Source organism: Polaribacter sp. HaHaR_3_91 (assembly GCF_019278525.1).
Lineage (GTDB): Bacteria > Bacteroidota > Bacteroidia > Flavobacteriales > Flavobacteriaceae > Polaribacter.
Genome location: NZ_CP058986.1, coordinates 1,065,409 through 1,080,830 on the forward strand (window position 1 = coordinate 1,065,409; position 15,422 = coordinate 1,080,830).

The window sequence follows — 15,422 nt, forward strand, 5'->3', positions numbered from 1 at the left end:
CTTGTGCTTACAAAGTTTATAATAGGATTCCTTTTAGATATTTACATTAAATAAGTAGCCAACTAAGGCTGTTAATCCCATAGCCGCTGTACCCCAAAAAGTGATTCTTAAAACTGCTTTTTTAATATTAGAACCGCCTGCTTTGGCAGCTAATGCTCCTAGAGTCATTAGAAAAAGTATGGAAGAAGCGTAAATATAGTATTCCAGATTTTCTAAAGGTAGAAAAAGAGTTACCAAAAAAGGAAGTAGGCCGCCAATTGTAAAAGCAGCTCCAGATGCTACTGCAGCCTGAATAGGATTTGCCTGACTAATTTCATTAATCCCTAATTCATCTCTAATATGTGCTGCTAACGCATCATTTTCAGTTAATTCTTCAGCAACAATTAAAGCTGTTTCTTTTTTAAGACCTCTCTTTTCATAGATTCTTGCCAACATTTGTAACTCAAGTTCTGGCATTTCTTCTAATTCTATTTTTTCCCTTTCAATATCTGCAGATTCAATATCTGTTTGAGAACTTACAGAAACATATTCTCCTGCTGCCATAGATAAAGCTCCTGCAACCAAACCTGCTAAAGTAGCTAGAATTACAGGTTCTCTTAATTCGCTTGCAGCAGCAACTCCAATAGCTAAACTTGCGGTAGATAAAATTCCATCATTTGCTCCTAAAACAGCTGCTCTTAGCCAATTACTTCTATGTATGTAGTGTTTTTCTAAATGGTCTACTAATTCGGTGGAGCTTTTGTTCATCTCTTTGAAGTTTATTTTATCAAATCATAATAATTTACTCTTGTTCTTTATATTCATAATATAAAAAGTCGTTATAAGGAAAACGTTGAATATGGATTTTCTTTACTTCTTCGTATGTTTTCTCTTTAAAGTCTTCTAAATTATCTTTGTTTAAAGCGGATATGAAAATAGAATCTACATCATAATCATTCATCCAAGTTTTTTTCCAATCTTGTAATGTATAATGTTCTTTCCCTTTTTCTGTTACAATGTCATCTTCATCAATAGTTTCATGAGAATAGGCATCAATTTTATTAAAGACCATTACAGAAGGTTTGTCTGCACATTTTATATCTGCCAAAACAGAATTTACTGAAGCTATATGATCTTCGAAATTTGGATGAGAAATATCTACTACATGTAATAATAAATCTGCTTCTCTAACTTCATCTAACGTAGATTTAAAAGATTCTACCAATTGTGTAGGTAGTTTTCTAATAAAACCAACAGTGTCTGTTAATAAAAACGGAATGTTCTTAATAACCACTTTTCTAACAGTAGTATCTAGAGTTGCAAATAATTTGTTTTCAGCAAAAACATCACTTTTACTAATCACATTCATTAATGTAGATTTACCAACATTGGTGTAACCAACCAAAGCAACTCGAACCATTTTTCCACGGTTTTTACGTTGCACAGCCATTTGTCTGTCTATGGTTAACAATTTCTTTTGTAACACAGAAATTTTATCACGAATAATACGTCTATCTGTTTCAATTTCAGTTTCACCAGGTCCACGCATTCCAATTCCCCCTTTTTGCTTGTCAAGGTGTGTCCAAAGTCTTGTTAAACGAGGTAATAAATATTGACATTGTGCCAATTCTACTTGTGTTTTTGCAGAGCTTGTTTGCGCTCTTTGTGCAAAAATATCTAATATAAGGTTTGTTCTGTCTAAGATTTTACAATCTAAAACTTTCTCAATATTACGTATTTGAGCTGGAGATAATTCATCATCAAAAATGGCAGTACCAATATGATTTGAAACAATATAGTCTCTAACTTCTTCTAATTTACCAACACCTAAAAATGTTTTAGGATTGGGTTTTTCCATTTTTTGTACAAAACGTTTTACGGCAACACCACCTGCAGTCAGGGTTAGAAATTCTAATTCATCTAAATATTCTGTAGATTGAATTTCATTTTGTTGTTGAGAGATAATACCGATTAAAACGGCTTTTTCAGAAATAACTTCGCGTTCGTCTATCATAGATTACAAAAATACAAAGATTTGGTTTGTAAATGCATAAAAAAAACCTCAAGATACTTGAAGTTTTAATTAAATAATTCAAATTCAAATTCAACACTTTTTCTTCTTATAGCAATGGTTTTTTTAGGTTTATAATTAATTCAGATTTTAATCAATACAAAATTACAAGAGAAAAAGGTAAGTAAGTATAGTTTTGTGTTAAGAAAACATATAGTTTAAGTTAAGAGTTTCCCTGCTTTATTTTTATATTTTTACCAATCATCAAAACAATTATAAATGGGGTTATTTTTTTCATCATCAAAAAGGAGTAAAGAGATATTTACTGTCGGGTTTTACAACGTAGAAAATTTATTTGATACGGTAGATGATCCAAAAACCTTTGACGATGATTTTACTGCCAATGGTAAAAATCACTGGAATAATAAACGTTACAGGGATAAAATTAAAAAATTAGGTTCTGTAATTTCTCAACTAGGTAAAGAAAGATCATATGATGTGCCTGCACTTGTTGGTTTGGTAGAGGTAGAAAATGCCAAAGTTGTAAGAGATTTAGTGAATTCTAAAGATTTAAAAAAGCACCATTATGGTTTTGTACATTATGATTCTCCGGATGATAGAGGGATTGATGTAGCGCTTTTATACAATAAAGAAGTATTCGAATTAATAGACTCAGAACATTTTCCGTTGTATTTAGAAGGAGATGAAGGGAAGAGAGATTATACTAGAGATATTTTAGTGGTTTCTGGTAATTTAAAGGGGGAGTTAGTCCATGTTTTAGTAAATCATTGGCCTTCTAGAAGAGAAGGAATAGAAGAGTCTGAACCAAAAAGAATTGATGCCGCAAAATTAGCAAGAGCAATTATAGCAGGAATACAAGCTAAAAATTATAATGCAAAAATTTTGATTATGGGTGATTTTAACGATGATCCAACCAGCAAATCTATTAAAGAATATTTAGTGACTGATGATTTTTACAATCCTATGGAAAAGATATTGGATAGAAATGCTATTGGTTCTTTAACCTATGAAGGTAAATGGAATTTATTTGATCAGATAATTATTACCAAGAACTTTTTAGACAAAAAAGAAGGACAAGTCTACTTTAAGCATGCTGAAGTATTTAATAAGAAATGGTTGAAGATTTTTAAAGGAAAATTAAAAGGAAGTCCGTTTAGAACTTATATAGGTCCTTGGTACCAAGGTGGTTTTTCAGACCATTTTCCTGTGTATATGTATTTTAAAAAGGAAGATTAATTGAAATGATAATTATAATCTTCCACTCTTGTAAACTCTGATATTTTTTTGTTTATTTTTTTTGAAATTTCTTGTTATGGTACTAGCGAGACGCTCGCACTAGTATTTATGTCTTGCTCGTTTTTTGCTAACGCGAGCGTTTCGCTCGTGTGAAAACTGATGCTGTCTTGTTTTTTAACGCATTCATTATAGTATGCGGTAAAATTATTTAAAAGAGAACTAATTAATCCTTTCCAAAACCTTTAAAAGCAGCCTTTAATTTTTCATCATTTAAAATATACTTCTTGTATTTTCCGTCTCTGTATCTGTAGTAAATAAAGAAAGGCATAAATAGAAAAGAAAAGTAAAAGACACCTAAACCCATTACAATTTGTCCTTTTTCGTGATCTGTATTTATAAGGTACATTCCAGCTGCCATCCAAATTAAAAAGATGACAAACATTATTTTTAACATTAACTTCATATAGCAAAATTACAAAAGTTATATCTTTAATTGATATATTTTATAGAAATGAACTCAATTTCATTATTTTTGATAGGGTTGCTGCTTTTTTCTTGCAATTCACATAAAAAAGAAACGAATATGAATACCAAAATAGTGATTGCTCACAGAGGTGCTTCTGGTTATTTACCAGAACATACTATGGAGGCCAAAGCGATGGCGTATGCTATGACCCCTCATTTTATTGAGCAAGATTTGGTGTTGAGTAAAGATAATGTACCTATTGTAATTCATGATATTTATTTAGATGATGTAACGGATGTTGCTGTAAAATTTGCTGATAGGAAAAGAAAAGACAATCGATTCTATGTGATAGATTTTACTTTTGATGAATTGCAAATGCTCAAAGTAACGGAGCGTTTTAATCATGAAACAGGCGAACAGTTTTACCCAAACCGTTATCCGAAGGGAAAAGGGAATTTTAAACTGCATTCTTTTGAAGAAGAAATAGAATTGATACAAGGTTTAAATAAAGCTACCGGAAAGGATATCGGAATTTATCCAGAAATTAAAGATCCAGCATTTCATCAAAAAGAAGGAAGAAAAATAACAGAGGTTGTTTTAGAAATACTTGCTGATTACGGTTACAAAACAAAAAAGGACAATTGTATTCTACAGTGTTTTGATGCAACAGAGTTAGAGAGAATTCGTGTAGTATTAAAATCTGACTTATTTTTGGTTCAGTTAATGGAATTTGAAGAAGAAACAAAACAATTAGCACATTTTGCAACGTATGCAGACGGAATTGGTCCTTGGTATAAGCAAATATTAGATAAAAAAGTAGGAGAGAAGTGGCAGTTTACCACGTTGGTTTCTGATGCGCATAAATTAGGTTTAAAAGTGCATCCTTATACTTTTAGAGCCGATTCTTTAGATGAGTTCACTACCTTTGACCAAATGATGGAAACACTCTTTATAGAAGCAGATATTGATGGTGCTTTTACAGATTTCCCAGATTTGGTAGTCAATTTTTTAAAAGAAAAGTAATTCAATGAACACTCATTTATATAAAATAAAACACTTTAATAATACTTTAGATGTTTTTTCATCCGAAGAAAAATTATACACATCTAAGTGGTTTATGGATTTTGGGAAGTTTGGTTCTGAGGTTTTTAATTCAGACGATAAAATAATTTATAAGATTACCAAACAATTTCAATTTTGGAAATGGAAAATGGTGTTTACCATAAAGAATAGTCAAGATGTTTTAGCCGAATTAATTTCTCAGAATAATAGAAAAACAATCTTTTCTATAGATGTTGATGAAGTTACTTATGAAACTAATATTCATTTTAAAAAGAAAATATCTATTCTAAAAAACGGAGAAAAAATTGCAGAAATTGATGAATCTTTTTCTGATAATGATTTTAAAGACAGTATTAAGTTACAGCTTTTAGATAAAAATGATTTAGCGATTTGTTTCTTATTATTTTCTTGTTTAAAAATAGGCGAAACCGAACAAGACTCTAAAAGAATTATGCCAAGTCAGAAGCAATTAGAACCTAATGAAGAACCTTGGAATTAGTATTTTAAAGTTTTTTTAGCGCGAATTTTCTTGATAACAAACCCAAGTATTCTCCGCTATTTTTCATAGAATCTTCTAAATCTTTTGCGTAATTCAGAACAGCATCGGTATAATTAATTCCGAAATCTTCTGGTTGTTTTTCGTCTAAATCTATAGCGCCACAAAAAGCAGCAACTTTTATTTTTTTAGCTATTGCGGAAGTCAACACGCCCTGAATTGTTTTACCAGACATGGTTTGTGTGTCTAGTTTTCCTTCACCAGTAATAATCCAATCTGCACCTTCAATTTGAGTATCAAAATTTGCAATATTTTTTATCAACTGAATTCCAGGTTCTAAAGTTCCGTTTAAGAATAATTGAGTTGCAATTCCCATTCCGCCTGCGGCGCCAGCACCTTTTACAGACTGAACATCGATTGTGAAAACAGCATTTAGAATTTTAGAAAAATCTTGTAAGCCTTTATCTAACATTACAATATCTGTTTCTGATGCTCCTTTTTGTGCTGCATAAACATAAGCAGCACCATTTTTGCCATATAAAGGATTGGTAACATCGCAAGCTATTTTAAAATCTACAGCGCTTAATTTAGGATGAACATTAGTAATATCTATCGATTTTATATTAGATAAATTTGCGCCAATAGGTTTTACTTTTTTATTATTTTCATCTAAAATCTGATAGCCTAAAGCCGTTGCCATTCCTATTCCACAATCGTTCGTTGCACTGCCTCCAATACCTATAATAATAGTTTTAGCCCCCTTATTAATGGCATCAACAATCATTTCTCCTGTACCTAAGGTAGTGGCATTTTTACAATCGAATTGTGTTGGTTTTAGTAGCTTAACACCAGATGCTTCTGCCATTTCAATAAAAGCAGTATTGTTCTCTTTAGAATATATATAGGTTGCATTGATTATTTCAAAAAAAGGATTGTTTATTTGTACGTTTATGGTACGTCCTTTTAGATAGTACTCTACAACTTCAATAGTACCATCACCACCATCTGCTAGTGGTAATTTAAGAATATCTGTATTTGGGAATTCTTCTAAAATTACTTTTTCAACAATATTGCAAAATTCCAATCCTGTTAAGGTGTTTTTAAATTTATCTGGTGCTAATATTATTTTCATTCTTCTTTGAATTTAATTTAGCGGAGGTTAAGTTATTGTTCTAAATTTTGAGTTAAAAAAAGCAGGAAAATAAGAGCAAATACAATTAGCATCGAAATACCTAATATTTTCCATATTTGTTTATTATGGTGAACTAAATATTTTCCTAAATGGGTATTCCAGAAATATTCTGTCAACACAGCGTAGCCTATAACATTCAAGATTAAAGTTGTGAAAATAGATTTCGGTAGATAATTTAAAAGTATCGTAGAGCAAAGAGTATATACCAAACCAAAAATAAGAACTTGATTCCTTACTTTAGGTTTGTTCATCTGTTTTAAGTTTTGCATTAATAAAACAGCACCAAATATGGTAGAAAAGAAAATGGTAAAACCGAGTATTGCATTTTTAGAATATAGAACAGGCACTTCTAATTCTTTAAAAGGACTTTTATTAGTTTCTGTGTTTTCTTTAGAAATAGGTGTTTCAGGTACAGTGTTTTCTTTAGGCGTATCCTCTATAACAATGGTCGGTTTTTCTAATATGTTTCTATCCTCTAGTTCCCATGTAACAGCTTGTAAAGCTTCTTCTGTATATTTATCTTTTTCAGTGAGAATGGTTTCTAGCTCTTTGTTAGATTTTGTTCTCATATTTGTTGAAAAACTATTTTGCCTCATTTTCTTCTATAGTTTTATGACGTAACTTCTATTAGTTTATTTCTGTAAGCCGTTAATAATTTTGATTTAGAGATAAAACCAATATATTTTCCTTCTTTAACAACCGGTAAATTCCAAGCACCACTTTCTTTAAATTTCCTCATAATATCTGTCATTTTATCAAGACCTATGATAATTATTTCTGGAGGATGCTGCATAATATCTCTAGCAAAAATTGTTTTATATAGGGTTTGATCAAACATAATTGGTCTTAAATCGTCTAGTAAAATAATACCTGTTAGTTTATTATTCTTCTTATTAATTACAGGAAAAATATTTCTGTTAGATTTTACAACTGCTTGTTTAACCATACTTTCTAAATCCATATCTGAATAAACAGGAACAAAATTATTTTCAATAACTCTATTAATATCCATTAAAGTTAAGACAGCATGGTCTTTGTTATGTGTAATTAATTCTCCTTTTCTACCTAACTGCATTGCGTAGACAGAATATGGATGTACATATTTAGCGATTAGGTAAGAAATTGTAGCGGTTAGCATCAACGGAATAAAAAGATCATAGCCACCAGTTAATTCTGCAATTAAAAAGATAGCAGTTAAAGGAGCGTGTAGTACTCCGGCCATTAAACCAGCCATTCCTACCAAAGTAAAATTACTTTCAGAGACATTAGATAAACCAGTGGTATTAATTATTTTAGAAACACAATTTCCTAAAAGACTTCCCATAAATAGAGTAGGTGCAAAAATACCACCAACTCCACCAGCTCCAAAAGTTAAGGCACTTGCAATCACTTTAAATAAAACTAAGCCAAATAATAAGATAATAACAACCCAAACATTAGATAAATCTAAGTTCATAAAGTTATTTTTTAAAGCTTCTTGTGGGTTTCCTGCAATTAAATTATTAATAACTTCAAAACCCTCACCATATAAAGGCGGAATAAAAAATATTAAAATTCCTAAACCTATTCCACCAACTAATAAACGTTTTATTGGAGAGTCTATTTTGTCAAAAAGTTTCTGAATTCTATCATAAACCTCTGTAAAATAGATAGAAGCTAAACCAGTTGCAGTAGCTAAAATAAGGTAAAAAGGAATGTTGTTTATGGTAAAAATATCTTCTGTTTCAAACGGAAGTAAAACATCAGACCCAAAAAAGAAACGAGAGGTTATAATTGCAGATAATGACGCTAAAAGTAAAGGCATCATAGAGGCAATTGTTAAGTCTAAACTAAACACTTCTATGGCAAAAATAATAGCGGCAATTGGTGCTTTAAATATGGCTGAAAGCGCACCAGCAGATGCACAACCAATTAATAAGGTTCTTGAAGTTTGGTTTAAATGAAACAACCTGGCAACATTAGAGCTAATTGCCGCACCTGTTGCAACAGTTGGTCCCTCTAGTCCAACAGAACCACCAAAACCAACGGTAATTGGCGCAGTTAAAATAGAACCAAACATTTGGTAACGCTTCATAATTCCTTTTCTTTTGGATATAGCATATAGTGTAGAAGGAATACCGTGACTTACTTTGTTTCTAATAACATATTTTATGATAAAATATACAATTGTTAAACCAATAATCGGAAAAAGAAAGTAAAAAGCATGGTGATAATCTCTCACCAAATTTCCTTCTAAAAGATGCTGAAAAAAATGTGTTAAATTTTTTAAAATAACAGCTCCAAAACCTGCTAAAAAACCAACAAGGATGCTAAGTATGTATATGAATTGCTTTTCAGAGATGTATTTATATCTCCAAATTAATATTTTTCTGTAAATGTTTTTTGTTGTTGGCACTTGTTTTATCGATAAGAAATTATTTATAAATTAGTTTTTTTCTTGATGCTTTACATCTTTTAATAAGTCTAACGCAAAGTAGGTTATTAAAACGCCTACAAAAATAATACAAACCCACATAAAAACAGCTGTTTCCCAAAAAGGTTTCTCTTTTATAATTACAGGTGTTGCTTTCGTTTTAATAAAATTATTTACGGATACTTCTTCTTCTATAATTGATGTTTTTTCTGAGATAAAATTACCTAAATCATAAGAAGGTTTAGAGAAGGTAGTATCTATTATTAGTTGATATTGTTCCTTCTTTTTTAAGTCAGATATAATATAAACAGGCTTTTGTAATAAGGTAATGTTTGTAATTTCTAAACTAGGATTGTCTTTGTTTTCGATTTCTATAATAAATTCTTTTTCATTTAAATTATTTAAGAAAAAAGTGTTTTCTATTTTAGAACTTAACTGAAAGTTAGAAACTACTTGCTGATAAGTTTCTATTTTCTTCTTTATTTTACGTTCTTTATTTATAATTAGTTTTGCATTACGTTGATAAAAAGCGGTGTTAATATCAAATGAAATACTATTAATTTCATGAGAGTTGTTAGATGTAAATTTAATCTGAGTTACTTTTCTGTCTTTTAAAAGCGTAATTTTCTGACTAAAATCTGTAAGTGTAATTGGTGTTTCAGAAAAATAGTTGTTGATGTATTTACCAATACCCAAAATGTTTATTGGTAAAGAATTTTTGTCGTTAAAGGCTATTTTTAAGAACTGATAAGTATTTGTTGGGAAGTCTATCCTTTTTTCTACGAATGATTTATTGGCAACGTTATTAAAGTTTAGACTGTTGTTAGATGTAATTCCAAACCATGTTTTTGCATCATTACTTCCAAAGAGGTTATATTTTTTAGAAATATCTGTATTCGCAACCTGAAGAAAAAGATTTGTTAATTTTTCAGTTGTTTTGTTTTCTATAATAACAGCAGTAATAGAATCTTTAATTCTTTTTTTTGATACAATTTTGATAGGTGAAAATGTAGAGAATAATTGATCTGAATGATATTTTAAAACATAAGGAACCTCTTTGTTTGCACTGTCTTTTATTCTAATAAAATTAAAATTATTTTTACTTGCAGATCTTACTTCTGGTGTTAGCATTATTTTATGCAAACCGTCTTTCTCAACACTGTTTAAAGAGCCTTTATAATTCTGACTAAAACAAGTTAATCCGATAAAAAAAACGATTAAAAAGCTATATTTCTTCATCTTCTTGAGTTTTGTCATTTACTAATTTTTTTATTTTTTGATACACAAACGAAATAATCAAGATTAAAACACCTAATAATATAAAGGCGACTATTTTTCCTGTTTCAGAAGCGTTTTGAATATCGTATGCAAATAGTTTTATAATGGTTATTCCTAATAAGGAAAGAGCAATAATTCTTAAGTTTTTCCATTGTTTCTTAATTCCGATAATTAAGAATATAAAGGAGAAAATTCCCCATAAAATAGGATACCCAATTTTAATTATTTGGTCTTGTACTGCATCTATTTTGTCATCTATAATATCGTATTTTGAGTAATCATTTGTTTGTGCATTTAACTCAGAAATAATTGAAGAATTATCAGAAAAATGAACTCCATGTACCATAACTTCGTTACTTAATGTGTAAACAATTGCAAAAACAAAAAGCCATGGCAACCATTTACTTCGCGTTGGTTTTATATTGAATACCGTACTTGTCTTTTTAAATAATTGAACTCCAAAATAAATAAGAGATGCTAAAACTATATAATGTAAGTAAAAAGCATAATTACTATGTATAGAAAGTACAAGGTTTTCTGTAACTTCATCTGTTGGCAGCTTGTAGAAGTTACCTATATAAACGAAAATTGAAATGCAACTGATTAATAAGACTGCTTTTTCTATGTTTTTCTGCTTAAACTTTTCTGTAAAAAATAATAAGAGAGCTATAAACACAAAATGATATGCAACGGGAAAAGATAGGGCAGAAGCTCTATTTTCTAAAAATTGATGAGCTTGATAATCAATTTCTAAAGCACCTGTAAAATACGCAACTAAAACAAAGGTGATTAAAACAATGGTTTTGTAAAAATTTATTTTTAAAGTGAAATATTTAGTTACCATATTTCCTTCTTTTTTTAGTAGCCAATAGGTTAAAATAAGAGAAATACTAACTACAAAACCAGCTATAAATAATGGATTAAAAACTACCGATAATTCTTCTGAATACGTGTACAATTCCCAATCTAGTAGCAAACTAATAATGGATAAAACTTGCACTATTATGGCACCTAGTTTAAATGATTCTATTTTAGATTTTTTAGACAACCAAAACAATAAAACTACTTCTGTTGCCCAGAAAAGAGTAATTTGGTTTCCGTTAAATTGAATAGGAATGGTTAACGTAACAAATGTTAATGCCAAACCAATTAAAATATAAATGGCATTTTTATCGAGTCCGAATTTTTTGTATAAAATAGTAGCATAAGCTACATTGTAAACAGCCAATAATAAAGTAAACAATCCCGTAAACTTAGAATCTAAATCTTTTAGAATTACCATTCCAATTCCAAAGAAAATAAAGGTATTTGCTATTAAAATAAAGTATTCAATTTTAGAAAATACTCCTTTGTTTTTTAAGTTATTTAGAACAATAGTAAGACTAAAAATAAAGTAAAAAATGGTAGCAAAAGTTAAAGCGCCATTATGCTCGAAACTGTCTTTATGGATGTTTAAGAAACACCAAGAACCAAATAAAATAAAGGTAAAAGCAAAATCTACAATCGTTGCTATTTTCCACTTTTTAAAATAAGAGATCGCAAGAATACCTAAGTTTAAGATAACGATATAACTAAATAGTACCACATAATTTCCTTCGCCCGTACTTAACATAAAAGGAGCTGCAAAACCACCAATTAAAGATAAAACAGCCAATTCTTGTCTGTTATAAGAAACGGAAACTAAGGCACTAAAAGCCGTAATTACTGCCATAATACAAAAAGCAACGGTCTGACTAAATAATTGGTATTCATGGAAGGCAATATAAATAGTAAGGTAAAGAACACTAATTGCTCCGGCTACTAAAACAGAACTAAAGGAAGCATAATTTTTCTTTAATTTATGTGCGATCATCATAATTAGAGAACCACATAAAACGCCAATTCCTACTCTTGCAGGTTCGTTAATCCAATCTTTATCAATAGCAAACTTTACAAAGAAGCTAATTCCTAAAACAAGAATTAAAACACCTATTTTATTAATTAAATTCTCGCCTATAAATTTCTCTAAATCCGGATTTTTCTCTTTAAAAGATGCCATCCAAGATTTTTTAGGGATCGCTTTTTCTTTCTTTTTCTCTTCTCTAGTATTTGCTTTTTTATCAGTAACTATTGGTGTAATCTTAGCATCAGTATTCAAAATAGGTTTTACTACTTCTGGTACTTCAGAAACAAAAATAATAGGTTCTTCTTTTGCTACAACAATTGGTGTTGTTTTTTCTAAAGGCTCCGTTTCTTTTTGAGTAACAGGTTTGCTTTTAGTTTTTAATACTTCTTCTTTAGAAGTTGGTTTTTGCTGTAAGTCTCGTAATTTATCATCTAATTGAAAAACAGAAGTCTGTAAATCTTTCAATTTAGAACTAATATTTTTGTTTGTAATTAGTAGATAAATAATGATAAAAATGAGTAATACTATTTCCATACTTAACAACATGTTTTTTCTATGATTAGAATAAAGTAAAGGATTTCATTTATTTTTGTGAAGATAAGATATCGGTTCCTAAGTAGCCATTATCTTTATTATAATACCATGCTCTGGTTTTAGGCATTTTCACACCATTTATTGTTTCTAAATCAGAAAGTAAAATGTATTCTCCGCTATCTTTTGTTTCTTTAAAAAACTGATAGACTTCCATTGCATATGTAGTCGGATCAAAATAAAAGTACCAAGTATCTTTACCAACTTCTGCGGAATATGTAGCTTTTAAAACCAAATATTCTTTCCCTTTAAATGTTTTCTTTGTTATTTTTTGATCAATAATTGTGCCTTTATCCTTCAGCTTCATTGGTAAACCGAACAAATATGTATAATAGTTTTTATACATGTTTGCGCGTTCAGCATTCAAATTAAATTTCTTTTTAATTGCTTCAGACGGCTTGCTATTACCATTAAAAGTAAAACTAGCAACACCTTTGTCTACAGTATATTCCGTAGTAATTGTATCTCTAATTGCTTTTACAGAAAAATATTCTTTAGGCAAATTAATTTTAAGAGCACTTTTTCTTGGAGATTTTTCAGGAATTTCCATGGTAACAAATAATTCACCATTAAAAGCAGCCCAATTTCCATTAGGATCATGAAATTGAATCGCTTTATCTAACAATTCATCACCAGTAATTTCTTGCGAAAAAGAAGTGATTGAAATAAAAAGGAGTAAAAGTGTGGTTAGTTTTTTCATAATTTAAAAGTAATAAAAAATCCCGCAGAAGCGGGATTTAAAAATTTTATGCTTTTATGTTTAAGCGAAGGCTTAACTCTTTCAGTTGTTCATCATCAATAAATGCAGGTGCATCAATCATAACATCTCTACCAGAATTGTTTTTTGGGAATGCAATAAAGTCTCTAATGGTTTCTTGTCCGCCTAAAATAGCAACCAATCTATCCAATCCAAAAGCCAATCCACCGTGAGGAGGTGCTCCGTATTCAAAAGCATCCATTAAGAAACCAAATTGAGCTCTGGCATCTTCTTCAGAAAAACCTAAATGCTTCAACATAGTTGCTTGCATTTGCTTGTCGTGAATTCTAATAGAACCACCTCCAATTTCATTTCCGTTTAACACCAAATCGTACGCATTTGCTTTTACAGCACCAGGATCTGTGTCTAATAATTCCATCTGACCAGGTTTAGGTGATGTAAACGGGTGATGCATTGCATGGTAATGCCCAGTTTCTTCATCTAACTCTAATAAAGGAAAGTCAATTACCCAAAGCGGAGCAAATACTTTAGGATCTCTTAAACCTAAACGTTCTGCTAATTCCATACGCAAAGCAGATAATTGTGCTCTTACTTTATTAGTTTCTCCAGATAAAACACAGATTAAATCACCAGGTTTTGCACCGGTAATTTCTGCCCACTTCGCTAAATCTTCTTGGTCGTAGAATTTATCTACAGAAGATTTAAAAGATCCATCTTCGTTTACACGTGCGTAAATCATTCCTAAAGCACCAACTTGCGGACGCTTAACCCACTTAATAATATTGTCTATTTCTTTTCTTGTGTATGCGTTTCCTCCAGGTACAGCAATACCAACTACCAATTCTGCGCTATTAAAAACACCAAAATCTTTGTGCTGCGTAACTGCGTTTAACTCGCCAAACTCCATTCCAAAACGGATATCTGGTTTGTCATTTCCATACAATTTCATTGCATCGTCATATAACATTCTTGGGAATTTCTCCACCTCAACATTATTCACTTCTTTTAGTAAGTGACGCGTTAATCCTTCAAAAATATTTAAAATATCCTCTTGCTCAACAAATGCCATTTCACAGTCAATTTGGGTAAATTCTGGTTGTCTGTCTGCACGTAAATCTTCATCTCTAAAGCATTTTACAATCTGAAAATATTTATCCATTCCACCAACCATCAACAATTGTTTAAAGGTTTGTGGAGATTGAGGTAACGCATAAAACTGACCTTCATTCATTCTACTTGGCACCACAAAATCTCTTGCGCCTTCTGGTGTAGATTTTATTAAATAAGGCGTTTCTACTTCAATAAAGTCTTCATCAGAAAGATATTTTCGAACTTCCATTGCCACTTTATGACGGAAAATTAAACTGTCTTTAACAGGATTTCTTCTAATGTCTAAATATCTGTATTTCATACGGATATCTTCTCCACCATCCGTTTTATCTTCAATAGTAAAAGGAGGCGTAATAGATGCGTTTAAGATTTCTAATTTAGAAACCAACAATTCTACAGCACCAGTAGCCATTTTGTCATTTTTAGACTCACGCTCAATAACGGTTCCTGTAACCTGAATCACAAATTCTCTACCAAGAGATTTTGCTTTCTCCATCATTTCCTTTGGCGTACGCTCTTCATCAAACATTAATTGCGTAACTCCGTATCTATCACGTAAATCTACCCAAATCATAAACCCTTTATCACGGCTTTTTTGTACCCAACCCGCTAAGGTAACTTCTGTATTTATATGCGATGCGTTTAACTCGCCACAAGAATGACTTCTATACATTTCTTTATTTTTATATTGGTGTCTACCATTTTCTCAATGGCAGAAGTATCATTAATTGAAGCTGCAAAAATAATCATTTTCTATTGAATATTAGTTTTTTGGGCGTTCATTTCTAAACAGAAATGCCCCGCTTTCCGCACTCGCTTTTTTTATTCAGAAAAAGAATAAAAAAGAGCTCAAACAATTGCTGCAATCGGTAACGCAAAATCCGTACAATTCTTTGTAAATTTGTAGTATAGAAGAATTAGAAACTTCTAAATACAATTTTATTAAAACAACTATCAGTTATCT

Annotated in this window: 13 protein-coding genes; 3 read left to right on the forward strand and 10 right to left on the reverse strand. The window is 30.6% G+C overall.

The features are described from left to right. Positions 1-33 precede the first annotated feature (33 nt). The gene (locus tag H0I27_RS04330; protein WP_218732668.1) at positions 34-747 is read right to left on the reverse strand and encodes a VIT family protein; all 714 of its coding nucleotides are present in this window, start codon (positions 745-747) and stop codon (positions 34-36) included. A 34-nt stretch (positions 748-781) separates the two neighbouring features. Then, entirely contained in the window at positions 782-1,993 is a 1,212-nt protein-coding gene (gene hflX / locus H0I27_RS04335) for a GTPase HflX (protein ID WP_218732669.1), read from the reverse strand. Positions 1,994-2,269: 276 nt separating this feature from the next. On the opposite strand from hflX, the gene H0I27_RS04340 reads away from it, so the two are divergent. Then, positions 2,270-3,247: an endonuclease gene (locus H0I27_RS04340; RefSeq protein ID WP_218732670.1), complete on the forward strand. Its 978-nt coding sequence runs from the start codon at positions 2,270-2,272 to the stop codon at positions 3,245-3,247. 223 nt (positions 3,248-3,470) lie between these two features. Here H0I27_RS04340 and H0I27_RS04345 read toward each other — a convergent pair whose 3' ends face one another. Next, the gene (locus H0I27_RS04345) at positions 3,471-3,710 is read right to left on the reverse strand and encodes a hypothetical protein (RefSeq protein ID WP_218732671.1); all 240 of its coding nucleotides are present in this window, start codon (positions 3,708-3,710) and stop codon (positions 3,471-3,473) included. Positions 3,711-3,830: 120 nt separating this feature from the next. Between H0I27_RS04345 and glpQ the strand changes: the two genes are divergently transcribed. Together glpQ and H0I27_RS04355 are read left to right on the forward strand one after the other, a co-directional pair. Continuing rightward, on the forward strand, positions 3,831-4,736 hold the full coding sequence (glpQ, locus tag H0I27_RS04350) for a glycerophosphodiester phosphodiesterase (protein WP_254713142.1): 906 nt from the start codon (positions 3,831-3,833) through the stop codon (positions 4,734-4,736). A gap of 4 nt (positions 4,737-4,740) precedes the next feature. Then, positions 4,741-5,274 carry a hypothetical protein gene (locus H0I27_RS04355; protein ID WP_218732673.1) on the forward strand — a complete coding sequence of 178 codons (534 nt, stop codon included), beginning with the start codon at positions 4,741-4,743 and terminating at the stop codon, positions 5,272-5,274. 4 nt (positions 5,275-5,278) lie between these two features. On the opposite strand, the gene H0I27_RS04360 is transcribed toward H0I27_RS04355, so the two are convergent. The 7 genes from H0I27_RS04360 to aspS are packed head-to-tail and all read right to left on the reverse strand — an operon-like array spanning position 5,279 to position 15,131. Continuing rightward, on the reverse strand, positions 5,279-6,403 hold the full coding sequence (locus H0I27_RS04360; RefSeq protein WP_218732674.1) for a glycerate kinase: 1,125 nt from the start codon (positions 6,401-6,403) through the stop codon (positions 5,279-5,281). Positions 6,404-6,435: 32 nt separating this feature from the next. Further along, positions 6,436-7,032 carry a hypothetical protein gene (locus H0I27_RS04365; protein WP_254713143.1) on the reverse strand — a complete coding sequence of 199 codons (597 nt, stop codon included), beginning with the start codon at positions 7,030-7,032 and terminating at the stop codon, positions 6,436-6,438. A gap of 41 nt (positions 7,033-7,073) precedes the next feature. Then, complete coding sequence (locus H0I27_RS04370) at positions 7,074-8,858, reverse strand: chloride channel protein (RefSeq protein ID WP_218732676.1); 1,785 nt, start codon at positions 8,856-8,858, stop codon at positions 7,074-7,076. 30 nt (positions 8,859-8,888) lie between these two features. After that, positions 8,889-10,133: a hypothetical protein gene (locus tag H0I27_RS04375; RefSeq protein ID WP_218732677.1), complete on the reverse strand. Its 1,245-nt coding sequence runs from the start codon at positions 10,131-10,133 to the stop codon at positions 8,889-8,891. Further along, positions 10,102-12,573 (reverse strand): DUF2339 domain-containing protein, encoded by a 2,472-nt coding sequence (locus H0I27_RS04380; protein ID WP_218732678.1) that lies wholly within the window; start codon positions 12,571-12,573, stop codon positions 10,102-10,104. Before H0I27_RS04380 ends, H0I27_RS04375 begins: the two co-directional genes overlap by 32 nt. A gap of 49 nt (positions 12,574-12,622) precedes the next feature. Continuing rightward, a complete protein-coding gene (locus H0I27_RS04385) occupies positions 12,623-13,330 on the reverse strand; it encodes a DUF6503 family protein (protein WP_218732679.1) in 708 nt (235 codons plus the stop codon). Positions 13,331-13,376: 46 nt separating this feature from the next. Then, the gene (aspS, locus tag H0I27_RS04390) at positions 13,377-15,131 is read right to left on the reverse strand and encodes an aspartate--tRNA ligase (RefSeq protein ID WP_218732680.1); all 1,755 of its coding nucleotides are present in this window, start codon (positions 15,129-15,131) and stop codon (positions 13,377-13,379) included. Between the last annotated feature and the right edge of the window lie 291 nt (positions 15,132-15,422).